This window comes from Thalassoroseus sp. (genome assembly GCF_984380535.1).
The window spans coordinates 115,498-133,166 of the sequence record NZ_CFHRBF010000001.1; the positions used below are offsets into that span (position 1 = coordinate 115,498).

Here is a 17,669-nt window from a genome sequence, read left to right on the forward strand (position 1 = left end):
GCAAATTGAATTCTCTGACATTTTGAGAATTATTGATCAAGCCGTGACGACAAGATTGTCACGATGCACAAGCTCCGCATATGGCAGACTGCCAAAAATCGCGGTGAACTCTTCGGTCCGCCGACCTTGGATCTTAAGCGTATCCTCGGAATCGTAGTTGGACAGCCCACGCGCAAATTCTCTGCCGGTCTCATCGACGATCGCGACACACTCGCCTTGCACGAACTGACCTTCTACGCGGGTGACACCAATTGCCAGGAGAGATCGCCCAGCTTCGGCAATCGCCCGTCTTGCGCCGGCATCCACCATAACGCGGCCTCTCGGCGTGACGGTATAACCGATCCAACGTTTCCAAGCGGGTACGTTCAATCCCTCTGCCAGGAACAACGTACCGACATCATGACCGGCGAAAATCTCTTCCAGAACGCCCGGTCGCGTGCCGTCAGCAATGATCACGTTTTCGCCGACAGCAGTTGCCTTTCGAACTGCAAGGAGTTTCGACCGCATCCCACCGGTGCCACGAGTGCTTCCCGTGGCGACCGTGCAGTCGAGTAAATCGTTCTCCCACCGATCGACGAGTGAAATCCGCCGCGACTGTGGCTGTGATGGATCGCCGTCGAAAAGGCCATCAACGACCGACAGAATCACCAGCAATGGTTGGGCAAAAAGATGCGTGACCATCGCGGCAAGATGGTCGTTGTCACCGAACTTGATCTCGTGAACGCTGATCGTGTCGTTTTCGTTGATGATTGGCACCGCTCCGTATTCGAATAGCGTATGGAGCGTATTTCGTACGTTAAGGTACCGGGAACGTTCTTTAAAATCGCTGGCCGTTAGCAACAGTTGAGCTGCATGGTAACCATGCGGACGCAAGCAATCGTCGTACAAGCGAATCAAGTGGGCTTGTCCCGTCGCGGCAGCGGCTTGCAGGTGTGGCAGATCTTTGGGCCGTTCCTTCAACCCTAGTAGTCCCATTCCTGCGCCGACGGAACCGCTGGTAACAATCACCACCTTGCGACCGGTCTGGCGTATCGAATGAATCTGCTCCGCCAGATGCTGAACGCGTTCGACATTCAAAGAATCGTCGGCTCGCGAGAGGACATTCGTCCCGATTTTCACAATCAGCGTCTGTGCAGTTTCCACGACTTCCCGGCGAACAAGGCAGGGGAGTTCGGCAGTCGAATCGGATGTACTCATGTCGTGAAAAGTTCTTTCACCGCGTGGCCATGCACGTCGGTCAGTCGGAATCGTCGACCCTGGAATTTGTAGGTGAGGCGTTCGTGATCAATCCCAAGCAGATGCAAGATCGTAGCCTGTAAGTCGTGAATGCTGACAGGGTTCTCGATCACGTTGTAACCATAGTCGTCGGTTTGCCCATAGGAAACCCCTTGGCGAATCCCCCCGCCCGTCATCCAGACAGTGTAAGCATATGGATGGTGATCTCGTCCATGCTTCTTGGGGTTGTTGATGTCACCTTGACCGAATGGAGTTCGCCCGAACTCGCCCGCCCATACGACCAAAGTATCTTCAAGCAACCCGCGATTCGCCAAGTCTTTGATCAATCCTGCGGACGGTTGATCAGTGTCACGACATTGCTCGATGAGTTGTGTCGGCAAGTTCTGATGTTGATCCCAACCAGAGTGCATCAGCTGCACAAACCGCACACCGCTCTCAGCGAGTTTGCGAGCCATCAGGCAGTTATAAGCGTAGGAACCGCGTCGCTCAACGTCTGGCCCGTACAAATCCAAAGTGGCTTTCGTCTCGCGTGATAGGTCGGTGAGTTCCGGCACGCTTTGTTGCATCCGGAAGGCCATTTCATATTGACTGATGCGTGTCGAAATTTCGGGGTCGCCAACCGCATCGAGGTGATGCTGATTCATCCTTTGCAAACCGTCAAGCAAATCTCGCCGCATCGCGCGGCTCATGCCGTCGGGATTGGAAAGATACAAAACCGGGTCGCCGCCACCCCGAAACTTGACGCCCTGGTAACGCGTCGGGAGGAACCCGCTGCCCCAGTAAAAATCGTAAAAGAGTTGTCCGCAGCTTCCTTCCCGATCGCGAGAAGTCATCACACAGAATGTCGGAAGGTCTTCGTTGTCGGAACCGAGTCCATAAGCCAACCAGCCCCCCATACTGGGACGCCCCGGTTGTTCCGCTCCCGTGAGAAGAAACGTCATGGCAGGGGCATGATTGACGGCCTCGGCTTTGACACTTTTCACAAAACACAGTCGGTCGACGATGTTTGCCGTGTGCGGAAGATAATCGGAAATCCACGTGCCGGTCTCACCGTGTTGTCGGAACGGCGCGATCGCACCAAGACAAGGCTTTCCGCGTCCTGCAGTCATTGTGGAAAGCTTTTGTCCTTGATGGACAGACTCCGGAATCTCTTCGCCGCGACGCTCCGCCAACAGCGGTTTGTAGTCAAAAAGATCGACATGCGATGGTGCCCCGGATTGGAGCAACATGATGACGCGTTTCGCCCTCGGTTCGAAGTGTGGCAGACCGGCTAGGGCTTGTTGATTCGTGCCGGGAGACGCTGCATTGGCCGTCCGCTCGTTCAATAGCGTTGCTAATGCAGCTGTCCCCAAACCATACCCGCCCCATCCCAGAATTTCCCGACGAGTAATGTTGCGGAGGTGTTCTTGTAACGGGTTCATGAGATTACTCTTTGTACCAATGGCGAACCGACATTCTATTCTTTCGTCATCACTTCATCGAGATTGAAAATCACATTCATCACGCTTGTGTAGGCGGCTAACTCGATGGGTTCAACTTGAGAGTCGACAGGGAATTCTCCGACGGAAATCAATGCGTCCGCAGCGGCGGGATCGGCTTTGTATCGCTCACGCGCGGTCTTGAGAATATCGGTCAATGTGTTCAATTCTTCCGACGTCGGCCAACGTGTGGTCGCTTGACGGAAGGCAGACCGCAGCCGGTCTTCTGGTTGGGAATGAGCCTGCAAAACTCGCTGAGCAAATACGCGAGCCGCTTCGACGAAGGCCGTTTCATTCAGCAATGTCAGAGCATGCAATGGCGTGTTAGTCCGGCTGGGTCTCACGCTGCAAACTTGTCGGGCAGGAGTGTCGAACAACATCGTGGGACCAACGCTCCGACGCCAGAACGTGTAGAGACTACGGCGATACAGTTTATCGTCATGATCTTGACGATAGGTGATTTTGCCAAGTGTCATTTCCTGCCATACGCCGGCCGGTTGATACGGATGCACCGGCGGTCCACCGATTCGTTCCACGAGAAGTCCACTGACTGCCAACGCGTGATCGCGGATGACTTGAGCTGTCCGCCGAAACCGGGGACCACGTGCGAGAAGTTTATTGTAGGGATCGTGCTCCAGATGCAACGGCGAGACGATTGACGATTGTCGATACGTTCTTGATGTCACAATCTGCCGATGCAACTGTTTTAAGCTCCAATCGTTTTCCATGAACTCCCACGCGAGCCAATCCAACAGTTTCGGATGCGTCGGACGTTCGCCTTGAGTGCCAAAGTCTTCCGGCGTCGCGACCAAACCTTGACCGAAAAACCGTTGCCATTCCCGATTGACAGCCACACGGGCAGTCAGAGGATGGTCTTTCCGCACTAACCAACGGGCCAAAGTCAGCCGGTTGGCTGGTGCACCATCTGTGATTGGCGGGAGAGCCGTCGGCGTGCCGGGTAACAGTTCCTGACTGGTATCCGGCTTATCCCACTGTCCCCGAATAAGACGATACGTCTTTCGTGGCTTCGGCAAGTCCCGCATGACCATCGTTTCCAAGAACGATTTCCGCAGGCTTTCCAAAGCAGACTTCTGCTTCGATAACGTCGCATCCGCCTGTTTCACAACGGGGTCGATCTGACGGAAGTAACCACTGAGAGTTTTCAGTTGCTCCGGTGTTCGTTCCTTCTCGGATCGTCGCAGAACTTGCATGACATCCGACGGAATTCCAGCGATTGCCGGCCAATCGGTCGGGTTCGACACGCCGACCTGCTGCCGAAGACTCACCAACCATGCGGAAACCCGATCGGCGGAAGTCGCCTCGCGAAGGGCAAGTTCACCTCGGCGGATCTGTTCGACAAGCTCCCGTTCCCGACGCATTTGTTCCGGTGACGGTAGATCAATCACCGGGTTCGCATTCCCCCCACGGTCGACGTTGCCGCGTTCATCAATGCTGTTGAAATACGCGTAGAAACGGTAAAACTCGTTCTGCGTGAGCGGATCGTATTTGTGATCGTGACAACGAGCACATCCCAGCGTCAGCCCCAACCAAACTGTCGCGGTCGTCTCGACTCGATCGACGACATATTCCACGCGGGACTCCTCCGCGATTCGCCCGCCTTCCCCATTGAGCATGTGGTTGCGGTTGAATCCGGTGGCCACTTTTTGGTCGCGTGTGGCCTCCGGCAGAAGATCCCCCGCCAACATCTCAATCGTCATTTGGTCGTACGACATATCCGCGTTCAGAGCGGACACCAGCCAATCCCGCCAGGGCCACGAGGTTCGAGTTTTTTCCTGTTGATAGCCGTTGGAATCGGAATAGCGAGCAGCGTCCAACCAAGCAGTTGCCATCCGTTCGCCATAGCGGGGTGAACTTAACAACCGATCGACAAGCCGTTCATACGCATCCGGCGAATCATCATTCAGGAACGCGTCGACCTCGCTCAGTGTCGGCGGCAACCCCGTCAGGTCCAATGTCACGCGGCGAATAAGTGTCTCGCGAGTCGCCAGTGGACTCGGTGAAAGCGGTGTGGACTCCAGGTGGGAGACAACGAACGAATCGATCGGATTGATGGGTTGCCATTTCCCGGAAACTTTCGGCAATGCCGGTCTCTCGACCGATTGAAACGCCCAGTGTCCCGACCATTCGGCCCCTTCGATAATCCATTGACGAATGAGTTGCCGTTCTCGATCCGTTAACTGTCGAACTTCCTCCGGCGGCGGCATTTGTTCATAATCGTGTTCAGAGAAAATCCTTCGAAGCAGTTCGCTCTTCTCCGGTGAACCTGGTACAACAATGTGTGGGTCTCGCTTGGCAAAAACATCATCCGGTTGATCCAGTCGTAATTCCGCCTCGCGTTGTTCGGCATCCGGTCCATGACAAGTGAAGCAGGCGTCCGACAGAATCGGGCGAATGTCTCGGTCGAAATCGATTCGATCGGCTCCCAGAATCGCCGAACCGCTCAAGCACGTGATCACCCCGATCATCGAGGACATCGAGATTTTCAAGGACCGGAGGCAACTTGTCATTGGAATCTTCCATGGCATCGCACACTAACACGATTCGATCAAGCAGACTATTATATCTGTCGGACCTGGCAATTTCGAAGGTGCGGCTAGAATTCTTAAGTGAACGATCTGAGCGCGAAATGTATTTGACCGGTTGACCAGCGTATTACTTCGCAATAAAGTTGGTCGAATCCGCCTATGAAAGCCGGAGATGCATCCCGCTGCCCAGGGAAAACACGACATATGTATCGATGACCCCAGATTGGCTCACGCAAATTCGGTACAAATAACTCGCATCTTCAACTTTCGACGTCACCACAATGAGCCTGCTTGGACACGCTTCATCATCAGACACGTCAGACCATCATAACCCTCCGTGTCAGGTTATTGGAATCGGTGCGTCCGCTGGGGGATTGCAATCGCTGGGCCGGTTTCTGGAGCAAACCAGATTGGGCACCGGGTTCGCCTATGTGATCATGCAGCACCTCTCGCCCAATCATAAGAGCTACATGGACGAGTTGCTCGCGCGGAATACGAAGCTGCCGATTCGCACCCCAGACGATAACGAACCGCTGGAAGCTGACACCGTCTACATCGCGCCGCCTGGAGCGCAGTTGACCGTTCACGACGGAAACTTTCGGGTCACGAAGCAACACCGTCAGAACGAAACCCCTCATGCGATCGACTTGTTGTTCGAGTCGCTCGCCGAATGTTATGGGTCTCAAGCGGTGGGGGTTGTGCTTTCCGGGACCGGTTCAGACGGTTCGAAGGGAGTCCGCGCGATCCATGCAGCCGGGGGACGTGCGTTCGCCGAGTCCATCGATTCAGCGCAATTCGCAGGGATGCCGGAAGCCTCGATTGCAACGGGTTGCATCGATGGTGTTCGAGATGCCAAAGATTTGTTGGTCGCCATCATCGGCCACGAAGCGTCAGATTCCGAAATTCCGCGAGACGAGGAACCACCAAAGCAACCGCCGGTGAAACGGGAAGGAGTCGACCGAATCTTCGATCTCTTGCAAAACGATCACAACCTTGATTTCGGCCATTACAAGCCGGGTACAGTGCTCCGCCGAATTGAACGACGCATTTCGATGCAAAACTGTCGTTCGATTGAAGGATACGTCGAGAAACTCGAGCACAATGTGGCCGAACGCAACGCACTGTATCGGGACCTACTGATCGGCGTCACACATTTCTTTCGCGATGAAGATGCCTTTGCTCAACTGGGCGAGCATGTTCTCCCACGTATCTTCGACAACGCGAATGATGACGAACAAATCCGTGTTTGGGTCGCAGGCTGTGCATCGGGTGAAGAGGCTTATTCGGTCGCGATTTTGCTGTCCGAACTGTCGGACGAACGAAATCGTCGTGGCAGTTTCGTGGTTCTTGCCACCGATGTCCACGAAGATAGCGTGGCACAGGCGAGTCGGGGGGTTTACCCGGAAGCCGCCCTACAGGGAGTTTCCGAAGAACGCAAGGAACGATTCTTCAACCAGACCAACGACAGCTACCGTGTGGCCGACTTTCTGCGTCAGCGGGTTGTGTTTACGCGTCACGACATCCTCAAGAACGCGCCATTCACCAAACTCGATCTGGTGACCTGTCGAAATTTGTTGATTTACCTTGATACCGATGCGCAGCATCGCGTCCTGTCGTTCTTTCACTTCGGGCTGAAACACAAAGGCTATCTGTGGCTCGGACCGAGCGAAACGCTGGCGGATTTCGAATCGGAGTTTAGCACCGTCAACGGTCGCTGGCGGATGTTCCAAAAGCGACGGAATGTACAAATCCCCGTGGACTTGCGATTCACCAGGGAACTCCGCAAGCCGAAGCCAGTCATCGGACGACTCGAGAAAAAAGAGTCCCACGAGCCCGAGAAGGCGGCGTTATTCAATCGTTTGCTCACCGACCATATGCCGGCGAGTCTCCTGATAGACGAGGCTTTCCAAGTATTGCACCTATTCGGCAACGTCGAGCCTTATGTCCAACTTCGGAAAGGTAGCTTCTCGTCGAAAGTCGATGACTTGATTATCGATTCTCTCAAGGTGCCCGTGGCCGCCGCTGTGCAACGGGCGATCCGCGAGAAAACGACCGTGAAGTATCGCAATATCCCGTCTTATAAAGAGGAATCGGGATTTCTAACGTTGAGTGTCACGCCGATTCCAGATGAAAAGTCCGAATCGAACTGCTACCTCATCAAGTTCGAACCGCGAGTCGATGCAAGTTCGCTGGTCGAAAGGGGAATCGAATACAACGCTACCGAGGTCTCTAACGAACGGGTCCACTCTCTCGAACGAGAACTTCGCCAAAGTGAAGAGAACCTGCAGGCAAGCAATGAGGAACTCGAAGCTAGCAACGAAGAGTTGCAAGCATCGAACGAGGAACTCCATGCGTCGAACGAAGAACTGCAAAGCACGAACGAAGAACTGCAATCCGTCAACGAGGAACTCCACACCGTCAATGCGGAGTACCAAAACCGCATCGAAGATTTGACCGTTCTTACTAATGATATGGACCATCTGGTGGAAAGCACCGGAGTGGCCATGATCTTACTCGATGGCAACCTGAAAATTCGTAAGTGGACTCCGCTGACATCTGAGATGTTAGGGACTGAGCCCGATGAAGTCGGCTTGCCGATTCAGCATTTTGCCCGCGAAATTGAGATCCCACGGTTGGTCGAAGATGCGGAAGCCGCCCTGGAAGGACGCGAGGTGGGCGAGCATGAAATCATGCGGGACGACGGTCCGACAATATTGTTGCGAACGCTTCCCTATCGTGCCGATGGTCGGATTGATGGCGTTATTATTACGCTGTATGACATTTCGAATCTTTCACAGATCCAACATCAGTTAAGGGAAGCTCTCGACCGGCGAGACCAATTCATTGCCATGGTCTCGCATGAGTTACGAAATCCTTTGGGAGCTATCGTCAATGCCACGGAATTAGCCAAACGCGAGTTGAAACAACCGGAGGAGGGTCTTCGCCCCCTGAAGACGATCGCAAGACAAGTCGAGCAGATGAGTCGACTCCTCGACGATCTCCTTGATGTGTCCCGTCTTACGAGTCATAAACTCGAATTGGACAGTCAAGTTTTCGATCTTGCTGAACGAGTCAACGATTGGGCCGAGTCAGCCTCGCATTTGCTGAAAGATATCGACTTCCACTTGGAACTTCCCGAGGAACCCGTTTACGTTAGCGGCGACACAGTCCGTCTTCAGCAAGTCGTCATGAACTTGCTGTCCAATGCGACGCGGTTTACCCCAAGTGGGGGGAGTGTTTGTTTGCGGCTGTCGTCCGATGAAAATGATGCGGTTCTGCAAGTCCAAGATACGGGCATTGGTATCAAAGCTGAAGACATCGATCGAATCTTTGATTTGTTTGTTCAAGCCGATCGCCTCATGAACAAGTCGGAAAGTGGCTTAGGAATCGGCCTGTTACTTGTGAAATCAGTTGTGGGACTTCATGGCGGAACGGTGAATGTTCGTAGTGACGGCCCGGGAAAAGGCAGCACATTTGAAGTTCGTATCCCGCTAAGTCAAGATCCGCTAGCCAAAGACTTCACGAGTGATAGCGAGGAGTGTGCGAACGTCGCGCCATGTCAAATCGTGATCGTCGACGATTTGCCGGATAATCGCGAAATGCTAGCGGCGTTACTTCGTCTTGATGGTCACGAAGTCTTCATCGCGAGTGATGGAGAACAAGGCCTGGAACTGATCGAAAAGACTCAACCTGATATTGCTATTGTCGACATTGGTTTGCCGATTCTGTCTGGCTATGACGTTGCCCAACGACTCCGAAGCGACGATCGTTTTGAATCGCTGTTCCTGATCGCGTTGACCGGATATGGACAGCCTGATGATCAACAGCGGGCGTTCGAGGCCGGTTTCGACCAGCATATTCTCAAGCCATTAAACATCAACAAGCTTCGCCACACCTTGGCAATGACTGAAGCACGTCGACGTCATCGCCCCCGTCCAAACGGCACCGTTGAAAACTCAACCGACTAGGCCGTCGTTGGAGGACTGCTTACAGTGCGATAATGTCTATCGACTCTAGACTAGTCATTTAAGACATCAATCGTTTTAGCCCGCTAAGAATCTCGCCACGGGTTTGAGTTTGACAAAGTGATCGCACGTGATTTTCAGGATCCCTAGCATTGGGACCGATAATAGTGCACCGCCAATGCCCCAAGCCCATCCCCAGATCACGATGCCTAAGAAAACGATTGCAGGATTGAGTTCCATGCGTCGTCCAAGCATCATGGGCGTGATCACATTTCCTTCGAGTGAGTTAATCGCGATATAGACCGCTGGAGCTAGCATAGCCATGCCGGTCGATTCCAGAGATACGATCGCGATCAAGAACGTGATACCAGCCCCGGCAAAACAGCCGATGAACGGAATGAAGTTTAACGTCCCCGCCATGATCCCGAGCAACAACGGGTCAGGCAATCCGATTAGGGCCATCGCTATCCCAATGACGATGCCCAACACAATATTGATCGTTGAGACCGTAATGAGATAGCCAGAAATTCCGCGTTCGACTTCTCGAACCAACTCCACAACCGCCCGCTTATCTTTCACATTTGGCACAAGTTCGACAATAGTATTCAACGTTCGATGACTCATTGCGAGCATCATGAACAACATAACGAATGTAATACCAGTTGCGGCGGCGATATTAGCTGTTGTGTTTACGATAGCATTTGAAACACCCGGCTGCTTAACAACGACTTTCTCGACATCCTCTTCGTCGGTTGCTAGTGCTGCGGCCTTATCAGTGGCGGCGTCCATTTGAGTAATCGGTTCTATCAGGAAACTCAGTCGTTCCCGGGCCTTTTGCAGTGTCTCCGGTGCTTCCGCGACCCAGTCTGATGCCGGACCAAAGAGGGCTAATGCCGCCAATGCAACAAGCAAGGTCGCTGAAAGAACGACGATCGTCGCCGCTAGAATTTCAGGAACATAAAGGCGAGTCAAAAAGCGAACGACTGGCGATAGCAGAAAGAACAATACAAAGGCGAGTGAGACCGGAAACAGAACGGCTTTCGCAAAGTAAAGTGTGTGAAGGATCGCCAAGCCAGCTAAAATCATGAGACTCAGCTGACCGGGCTCCCAACTCCAGTTTCCAACGTCTTTGTCGTCACCAACGACGTGGCTTGGTGTCTCTTGGTCTACAGACGACTCAACGTCGACGGTCTTGGAGTCGACCGTCGACGTTGATGAAGAGTCTTTCATAATCGCAGGGCTTCCCGTACTCATTGTTTAATACGCCTCTGCAATACCAACACGAGTACGGTTACAGGATTTCTCAATACAATCCTAATGGGCGTCTTCGCGTCTGCGTTGCAATTTGAGTCTCTGTTGGTTCGAGTCTAGCAAAAATGCAAAAAGGCACCATCACAGTTGACGGTAAACGACTTACCAAGGCTTTAGCTTCCATCCAATGATAAAGCCAACCCCAAAACACCACAGGGCAGCGGTTCCTGGGTTTTGCCGAGCATATGATTTCACATAATTGACGACATCATCCGCCGGATGAAGCGGTTCCCCCGGGCGAGGCAATGGAGCCGATTGAGTTTTCGTCGTCTCTGTCGCATGACTTACCATGAATATATCCTTTCAGTTCGGTACAACGCACATCACTTGGATGATGCCACTAGTAAAGCTGAGTTCTTAAATGAAGTCGATCGTTGTTAGCCCACGATCAATGACGCTGAGCAAGCATTCGCTTAACCCAATCAAGATTCTGTTTAAACTCTTCCCGCGAGCGGTTGAAGTATTCCCAGACACGGGTCAGGCTTCGCCATGCTCCGTAGAAAATGGCTGCAGAGATCACAAGTCCACAACCGGACACAAGAAGTGATGCGCCTGCAAGTGTGAGTTCGGTTTTGTCGGCCAACCACCAGGACACGCCAAACACAGCTAAAGGGAAACAACCGACAATAAAACCAATGCCAATGATCGATAGCACGATCGGCCAGACGAGTTGTCGCATGGCGTCTCGACTGTCGACACGCAGCAATTCGCCTTGTAACTCGGCAAGGGTAATAAAATCGACGCCCAGATGACGAATTTGTTCAAATACGCCAGACGGCTGTGAACCGCGACGGTACTGACGGTCTACCTCTTCACCCAGTAGCCTGCCAGTAGACCCGTAAGCAGCGCGATCCCGAGTGCTGTTCTGGGGTTCTTGACGATGTTGTGACGGGTACATTGTTCAAGCCACTCTAGATTAAAAGTAGACGATGATTTCGAAGAGCCTTTGACATCTGAACTGGAATCAAATGTTGGCTCGGGGCGAATGCCAGCGAGTTCGGACCAACGGTGTTGCATATCCTCAGATTCCTCTGTCGCTTGTTATTATGTTGCCTGCGAATTTCCGCCGGCAGACTGATAGGCTGAACCGGCATCTTCCGCACTACCGCGGTTTCGCGAGCCATCCATGACAGACGCCAACTGATGACCCAATTGTGTCATTGCGGTCTTCAGTACGAGGCCACCGACGAAACTGAACGCTGTTCCTATCAAGCCTGACTTTGCCTGTTTCTCCGGCTTGCGATCGACGACTAGGTGATTCTTGCGTGCTAGTTTCTCGAGCGTCTCCGGATCGGGACGCTCAATGACTAGCTTACGCGGCACGACAAGATAGCCGATCACGGCTGCTGCACCGACACAGGCCCATGGATAGTTCTTGATGTAGTAATGCCAGTCGGAAAGTGTTTGTGCACTCTCCCGGATATCACTTGCCTCTTCATCGAGTTCATGACGCACATACGCCATGCTTCGGCGAATCTGTGTGGCTCGATCGAGTTCACTCACTGCACTAATCTCCGCGGGCACTTCAAACTGACTGGCGATTACACATCACACCGAACAGGACACGAACCGATTTATCGCCACGACTGTGGGACGACATCGGCAAGTGCTTCGGAAACTCGTCGATTGATTTTGTCGAAGTAAGCGTGACTCGACGATGATCGTGAACTTCCACCAAGGACAGTTCCGATCAGCAACCCGGTGCCAAGACCAACACCGAGCCCGACCATGAGCGAAGTCATGGGATGCTCGCGACAGACTTCCGAGATGCGATCAAGAGAATATTGGCTACCGCCGGCTTCATTTTCCGACTGTGCCGGGCGAGGTTGTGTTGCGGCTTCGGTTCCATTATGCATTGGTTTTCTTCCATTCTAAGACGATAACGAGGACGACACACGAGCCAAACAAGACGCACGACGGACTATCGACGGACAACAAGCCCCAGGATCACACCGGCGATCAGACCGGTACCGAACGCGGCAGCGACGGATTCTGCTGGATGCTTCTTGACATAGTCGCCGGCTTGGTTGTAGCCGTCGCGGACTTCACCAGCCATACGCATGTATTGCTCGCGAGCCTGCTCAGCGACGTGGGCCGCGTACTCGTTCGCCTCTTTGGAGTAGGCCCCCAACTTCTCAGCCATTCCGCTGGCACCGCTCGACGTCGCGGACAGAAGTTCGTCCAGCTCGCGTTCGATAGTCTGCCGCGCTTGTCCGGTCTTCTTTTGAAGCACGCCGACCAACTGATCGACATTTCCATTGACCTCGTCGAGATCGTTCGAAGAGAGCTGACTCCAACGCTCTTCGACCTTACCACGCAACTGCTTCCAACTACCCTTGAGTTCTTCGCTAGTAATCATGCTCTGTTCTCCTAATGCGAGATATTTGGCGGACGATGCTAAAGCCCGAAGCAAACGCCATGCCGAAGGGTTTCTACAGGCGATTCGCCGGGAATATCTTCTGATCAGCCCTCCGATGACGGTCGTCTTCCAACCACCGTGGTCCCGGGAAGACCAAACCAGCAAGCGATTTCATGGCCAGTTCGAACAGCCGATTTCCCCAGCGTTTTCCGCTTGGATTTCTTGAACACTTGAGATTTCGGCCAATATTTCTCTACTCTGTAGGAATCCCGTTATCGACATCAGTTCGAGACATTGTGGCACCACACTGCCGACTCATTTCTCTCAAGAGTTTCTGTCATGCTTCGCTACTTCTTCTTGACATGGATGTGCTGTCTGGCCAGTTCTTCGGTGATCGCGGCCGACGAGTCCCTTCGGCTTCTGTTCCTGGGCGACAACGGTCATCATCGGCCGGCTGAACGCTTCGCGCAATTGGCTCCTGTAATGGAGCAACGCAATATTGCCCTGAAATACACCGACGAACCGAAAGCCCTCAATGCGGAAACGCTTTCACAGTTCGATGGGCTTATCGTTTACGCGAACCACGAGTCGATCACGCCGGAACAAGAAACAGCGTTGCTGCAGTATGTTGCGTCCGGAAAAGGTTTCGTGCCGTTGCACTGTGCGACGTATTGTTTCCTAAATTCGCCGAAGTACATCGAATTAGTTGGCGGTCAGTTCCAAAAGCACGGCACGGGCACGGTTTCGACGAGAATCGTGAACGGCGAGCATCCGCTGATGCGGGGCTTCGGTGGGTTTGAAAGTTGGGATGAGACCTACGTCCATCATCGCACCACTAACGATCGCACGATTCTTGAAGTCCGTCCAGGCGGTATGCAAGCGGATGGCAATGAAGTGGAACCGTGGACATGGGTGCGAACACACGGCAACGGTCGCGTGTTCTACACGGCTTGGGGACACGATGCCCGCACCTGGAGTCATCCTGGTTTTCACAACCTGATCGAACGTGGAATCCGCTGGGCTTGCGACCGCGATCTTTCTGAAATCGCGGAATACAAAGAGCGAAAACGCTTCGAAACTCCGGAAATGACCAAGGTCCCGGATGGTCTGCCGAAGTTTGAGTACATCGACGTTGGCCCCAAAATCCCCAATTACACGGCGAGCGAAAAGTGGGGCACGCAGGGCGAAGCTCGAAGTCTGATGCAGAAGCCATTGACGCCGGAAGAGTCACTGAAACACTACGTCACGCCAGTCGGAATGGAACTCCAACTTCACGCCGCCGAACCGCAACTCGGTGGCAAACCGATCTCGATGAACTGGGATCACCGCGGGCGACTCTGGGTTTGTGAAACCGTCGATTACCCCAACGAATTGCAACCCGAGAACCGGGGACGCGATCGCATTCGGATCTGTGAAGATGTGGACCGTGATGGCAAAGCCGACAAGTTCACCGTGTTCGCGGAGAACCTTTCGATTCCCACGGCCATTGCGTTCGCTCGGGGTGGAGCGATTGTGCAGAACGGCACCCAAACACTCTTCCTGAAAGACACCGACGGCGACGATAAAGCCGACGTCAAAACCGTACTGATCGACAACTGGAAACTCGGCGACACACACGGCGGCGTCAGCAACATTCGCTATGGCCTGGATGGTTGGTTCTGGGGGATGCAGGGTTACAACGACTCCAAACCAATCATCAACGGCGAACAACAACCCGGCTTCCGCATGGGTTTCTTTCGCTTTCGGCTCGACAATGCCGACCCACCGAAGGTCGCGGAGCTGGAATTTGTCCGCTCGACATCGAACAACACGTGGGGGCTGGGAATCAGTGAAGAAGGTTTGATTTTCGGCTCGACCGCAAACCACTACCCAAGTTATTTCATGCCGATTCCCAATCGGTATTATGAGAAAGTTCGCGGTTGGACACCCGATCTGATGGCCGACTACATCGCCGACTCCCACTTGTTTGATCCGATCACCGATAAAGTGCGGCAAGTCGACCATCACGGTGGCTACACCGCCGGTGCCGGTCACGCACTATACACAGCACGAGCCTATCCCGAGCAGTGGTGGAACCGCACGGCGTTCGTCTGCGGACCAACCGGACACCTGGTCGGCACATTCGTGTTGAATCGGGATGGAGCGTCGTTCAAGTCCCACAGTCCGTGCAATCTGGTAGCTGCAGATGACGAATGGGCCGCGCCGATCATGGCGGAAGTTGGTCCCGATGGCTGCGTGTGGGTGCTCGATTGGTACAACTACATCGTGCAACATAACCCCACGCCGCGTGGTTTCAAAACCGGCAAAGGCAACGCTTATGAAACAGATCTACGAGACAAAAAGCACGGCCGCATTATCCGTGTTGTTTCCACAGAGCCGATGAACTTCGCCATGCTCTGGGAACCGCTCGACACTGCCGATCCAAAGAAACTCGTGCGGTACCTGACTCATCCGACCATGTTATGGCGATTGCACGCCCAACGATTGCTGATCGAACGCGGCGAAACAGACATCGTTCCACAACTCGTTAAGCTGGTGCAGGACCAAAGTTACGATGCCATCGGACTGAATCCGGGGGCGATTCATGCGTTGCAGACGCTTCGAGGGCTTGGGGTTATTGACCAAGATCAAACCGTGAGAAACGCCGTTGAGTCGGCACTGAAACACCCCTCCGCCGGCGTGCGACGCAATGCGATTCAGGTCCTCCCCAACGACGATCAAGCGATTGACCCGCTGGCGGAATCCGGTGTATTCGATGACCTAGACGCCCAAGTTCGCTTAGCGGCTTACTTGAAACTCGCAGATTTGCCGGCGAGTCCAGATGCCGCAATTGCTACGGTCTCAAGCGCGAACAACGCGGCAAATCATGTCAGTCGCGAGCAACGAAACAATCGTTGGCTGATTGACGCCCTGACCAGTGCTGCCGCAAATCAGGGAACCGACTTCTTCCGGCAACTCGCGAGGTACGAGTTCAAGAGCGAACCGCAAGCCGATCTCGTCGCGATCACCGAACGCACGGCCGAACATATCGGTCGCGGAGGGTCGAGCACTGATGCTCCGTTGTTCGTCAAGTATCTTGTTTCCATGAATCCGACACTCGCTACCGCGACAATCGTTGGCCTGGAACGTGGATGGCCTGCGAACCGGGCGAGCGAGATGTATCATGAGGATGCCAAGCAACTCGTCGATCTGGCCGAAACACTGCCGCCGACCGCAGTACCGCCGTTAGTTTCCCTAGCGAGTCGCTGGGGTACTTCGGTTCTCGATGGACAAGTGACGAAAATCGTGAATGCGTTTCTGAAATCGATCCGCGACGAATCGAAGTCCCTCGAAGAACGATCGGCAGCAGCTCGACAACTCGTTGCTTTTCGTCCGAATGATGCGAAGGCGACGAAAAAACTGTTGAACCTCATCACACCGCGAACTGCTCCGCCACTTGCAGAAGCCCTGATCGCGGCAACGCAGAGGAGCCAAGTTTCGGAGGTCGGCGAAACGCTTGTCGAACTCGTTCCGAACGCAACACCCGCTGTTCGTCGGATTGCACTACAGACGTTGATGTCCCGACCGGATTGGACCGAAACACTCGTCGATGGTCTGGCTGACGGCGATGTGCAACTTTCGGATCTGTCGCTTGATCAGCAAACTGCACTCGGCAATCACCCGAATCAAGCAATCCGCGAAGCGGCGCAAAAGGTGATGCAAGCGGGTGGTGGTTTGCCCAACCCCGACCGCGAGAAAGTCCTTCAGGCGTTGCTTGCTGTGACGGAACAACACGGGGACGCGAAACGTGGCTTCGAAATGTACAAGAAGCATTGTGCGAAATGTCACGTGCACGGCAAAGAAGGGCAGAAAGTTGGCCCGGAACTGACCGGAATGGCGGTGCATCCCAAAGTCGAATTCCTAACCAACATCATCGACCCGAGCCGTAGCGTCGAAGGCAACTTCCGCAGCTACACGGTACTGACAAGTGAAGGCCGCGTGTTTACCGGGATGTTGGCGGCAGAATCGCGAACGGCAGTCGAACTTGTTGACACCGAAGGCAAACGACACGCAATTCCTCGCGAAGACATCGAAGAGTTAATCGCTTCGAAGAAATCGATCATGCCCGAGGGTTTCGAGAAGCAAATGTCTGCTGAGGAACTCACGGACCTGCTCGAATTCCTCACACAAAAAGGCCGGTTTGTACAGTTGCCGCTCGCGAAAGCCGCGACCGCAATCAGCACAACACCATTGTTCCACACCGCCCCAAACGGTCTGGATCGGATGATTTTCGCGGACTGGTCGCCAAAAACCTTCCATGATGTTCCGTTCTCGGTGATCGACCCTGACGGCGGTCGGCAACGGAACATCATTCTGCTGCACGGTCCGCAAGGGAGCCAACCTCCACGAATGCCCAAGTCGGTCAGTCTGCCATGCAACACATCGGCAACTGTGATCCACTTCCTCAGCGGCGTCAGCGGTTGGGGATTCCCAGCTCATCGGGGTTCTACGGTCTCGATGACCGTCCGGCTGCATTACGCCGACGGAGAAACCGAAGACCACGACCTTCTCAATGGCCGAGAGTTCGCTGACTACATTCGTCGCGTAGACGTCCCGGGTTCAGAATTCGCCTTCCGTCTCGAAGGGGGACAACAGGTGCGGTATCTCAACATCAAACCACAGCGGCCGGATTCGATCGAAAAAATTGAACTGATCAGCGGCGACGATCCCACCTCGCCCATCGTGATGGCCGTCACCGTCGAAACCCGCAGCGAGGACACACCCAGCGAGTAAC

11 protein-coding genes are annotated in these 17,669 nt (G+C 53.9%); 3 read left to right on the forward strand and 8 right to left on the reverse strand.

Features of this window, described 5'->3' with window-relative positions; genetic code table 11:
* Nucleotides 1-36: 36 nt before the first annotated feature.
* The 3 genes from proB to AC5DDB_RS00420 are packed head-to-tail and all read right to left on the reverse strand — an operon-like array spanning nucleotide 37 to nucleotide 5,209.
* Nucleotides 37-1,197 (reverse strand): glutamate 5-kinase, encoded by a 1,161-nt coding sequence (proB, locus tag AC5DDB_RS00410; protein WP_491737684.1) that lies wholly within the window; start codon nucleotides 1,195-1,197, stop codon nucleotides 37-39.
* Nucleotides 1,194-2,657, reverse strand: a complete 1,464-nt coding sequence (locus tag AC5DDB_RS00415; protein ID WP_491737685.1) for a DUF1501 domain-containing protein — start codon at nucleotides 2,655-2,657, stop codon at nucleotides 1,194-1,196. The genes proB and AC5DDB_RS00415 overlap by 4 nt, the downstream gene beginning before the upstream one ends.
* Nucleotides 2,658-2,692: 35 nt before the next feature.
* Complete coding sequence (locus AC5DDB_RS00420; RefSeq protein ID WP_491737686.1) at nucleotides 2,693-5,209, reverse strand: PSD1 and planctomycete cytochrome C domain-containing protein; 2,517 nt, start codon at nucleotides 5,207-5,209, stop codon at nucleotides 2,693-2,695.
* A 332-nt stretch (nucleotides 5,210-5,541) separates the two neighbouring features.
* Between AC5DDB_RS00420 and AC5DDB_RS00425 the strand changes: the two genes are divergently transcribed.
* Nucleotides 5,542-9,228, forward strand: coding sequence for a CheR family methyltransferase (locus tag AC5DDB_RS00425; protein ID WP_491737687.1), 3,687 nt, complete (start codon nucleotides 5,542-5,544; stop codon nucleotides 9,226-9,228).
* A gap of 75 nt (nucleotides 9,229-9,303) precedes the next feature.
* Here the strand turns inward: AC5DDB_RS00425 and AC5DDB_RS00430 are convergent, their stop codons facing one another.
* The 5 genes from AC5DDB_RS00430 to AC5DDB_RS00450 form a co-directional block, all read right to left on the reverse strand.
* Nucleotides 9,304-10,479: an AI-2E family transporter gene (locus tag AC5DDB_RS00430; protein ID WP_491737688.1), complete on the reverse strand. Its 1,176-nt coding sequence runs from the start codon at nucleotides 10,477-10,479 to the stop codon at nucleotides 9,304-9,306.
* A gap of 445 nt (nucleotides 10,480-10,924) precedes the next feature.
* The gene (locus tag AC5DDB_RS00435; protein ID WP_491737689.1) at nucleotides 10,925-11,434 is read right to left on the reverse strand and encodes a phage holin family protein; all 510 of its coding nucleotides are present in this window, start codon (nucleotides 11,432-11,434) and stop codon (nucleotides 10,925-10,927) included.
* Between the two features lie 146 nt (nucleotides 11,435-11,580).
* Complete coding sequence (locus AC5DDB_RS00440) at nucleotides 11,581-12,039, reverse strand: hypothetical protein (protein WP_491737690.1); 459 nt, start codon at nucleotides 12,037-12,039, stop codon at nucleotides 11,581-11,583.
* Nucleotides 12,040-12,110: 71 nt separating this feature from the next.
* Complete coding sequence (locus AC5DDB_RS00445; RefSeq protein WP_491737691.1) at nucleotides 12,111-12,392, reverse strand: hypothetical protein; 282 nt, start codon at nucleotides 12,390-12,392, stop codon at nucleotides 12,111-12,113.
* Between the two features lie 65 nt (nucleotides 12,393-12,457).
* Nucleotides 12,458-12,895 (reverse strand): CsbD family protein, encoded by a 438-nt coding sequence (locus tag AC5DDB_RS00450; protein WP_491737692.1) that lies wholly within the window; start codon nucleotides 12,893-12,895, stop codon nucleotides 12,458-12,460.
* Here AC5DDB_RS00450 and AC5DDB_RS00455 point away from each other — a divergent pair.
* Entirely contained in the window at nucleotides 12,894-13,121 is a 228-nt protein-coding gene (locus AC5DDB_RS00455; protein ID WP_491737693.1) for a hypothetical protein, read from the forward strand. The two genes, AC5DDB_RS00450 and AC5DDB_RS00455, sit on opposite strands and share 2 nt — an antisense overlap.
* A 113-nt stretch (nucleotides 13,122-13,234) precedes the next feature.
* A complete protein-coding gene (locus AC5DDB_RS00460) occupies nucleotides 13,235-17,668 on the forward strand; it encodes a PVC-type heme-binding CxxCH protein (protein ID WP_491737694.1) in 4,434 nt (1,477 codons plus the stop codon).
* Nucleotide 17,669 lies beyond the last annotated feature (1 nt).

Bases quoted from the DNA above. Each gene is read 5' to 3' on its own strand.
- proB (WP_491737684.1), bottom strand. From the start codon at position 1,197: ATGAGTACATCCGATTCGACTGCCGAACTCCCCTGCCTTGTTCGCCGG.
- AC5DDB_RS00415 (WP_491737685.1), bottom strand. From the start codon at position 2,657: ATGAACCCGTTACAAGAACACCTCCGCAACATTACTCGTCGGGAAATT.
- AC5DDB_RS00420 (WP_491737686.1), bottom strand. From the start codon at position 5,209: ATGTCCTCGATGATCGGGGTGATCACGTGCTTGAGCGGTTCGGCGATT.
- AC5DDB_RS00425 (WP_491737687.1), top strand. From the start codon at position 5,542: ATGAGCCTGCTTGGACACGCTTCATCATCAGACACGTCAGACCATCAT.
- AC5DDB_RS00430 (WP_491737688.1), bottom strand. From the start codon at position 10,479: ATGAGTACGGGAAGCCCTGCGATTATGAAAGACTCTTCATCAACGTCG.
- AC5DDB_RS00435 (WP_491737689.1), bottom strand. From the start codon at position 11,434: ATGTACCCGTCACAACATCGTCAAGAACCCCAGAACAGCACTCGGGAT.
- AC5DDB_RS00445 (WP_491737691.1), bottom strand. From the start codon at position 12,392: ATGCATAATGGAACCGAAGCCGCAACACAACCTCGCCCGGCACAGTCG.
- AC5DDB_RS00455 (WP_491737693.1), top strand. From the start codon at position 12,894: ATGCTCTGTTCTCCTAATGCGAGATATTTGGCGGACGATGCTAAAGCC.
- AC5DDB_RS00450 (WP_491737692.1), bottom strand. From the start codon at position 12,895: ATGATTACTAGCGAAGAACTCAAGGGTAGTTGGAAGCAGTTGCGTGGT.
- AC5DDB_RS00460 (WP_491737694.1), top strand. From the start codon at position 13,235: ATGCTTCGCTACTTCTTCTTGACATGGATGTGCTGTCTGGCCAGTTCT.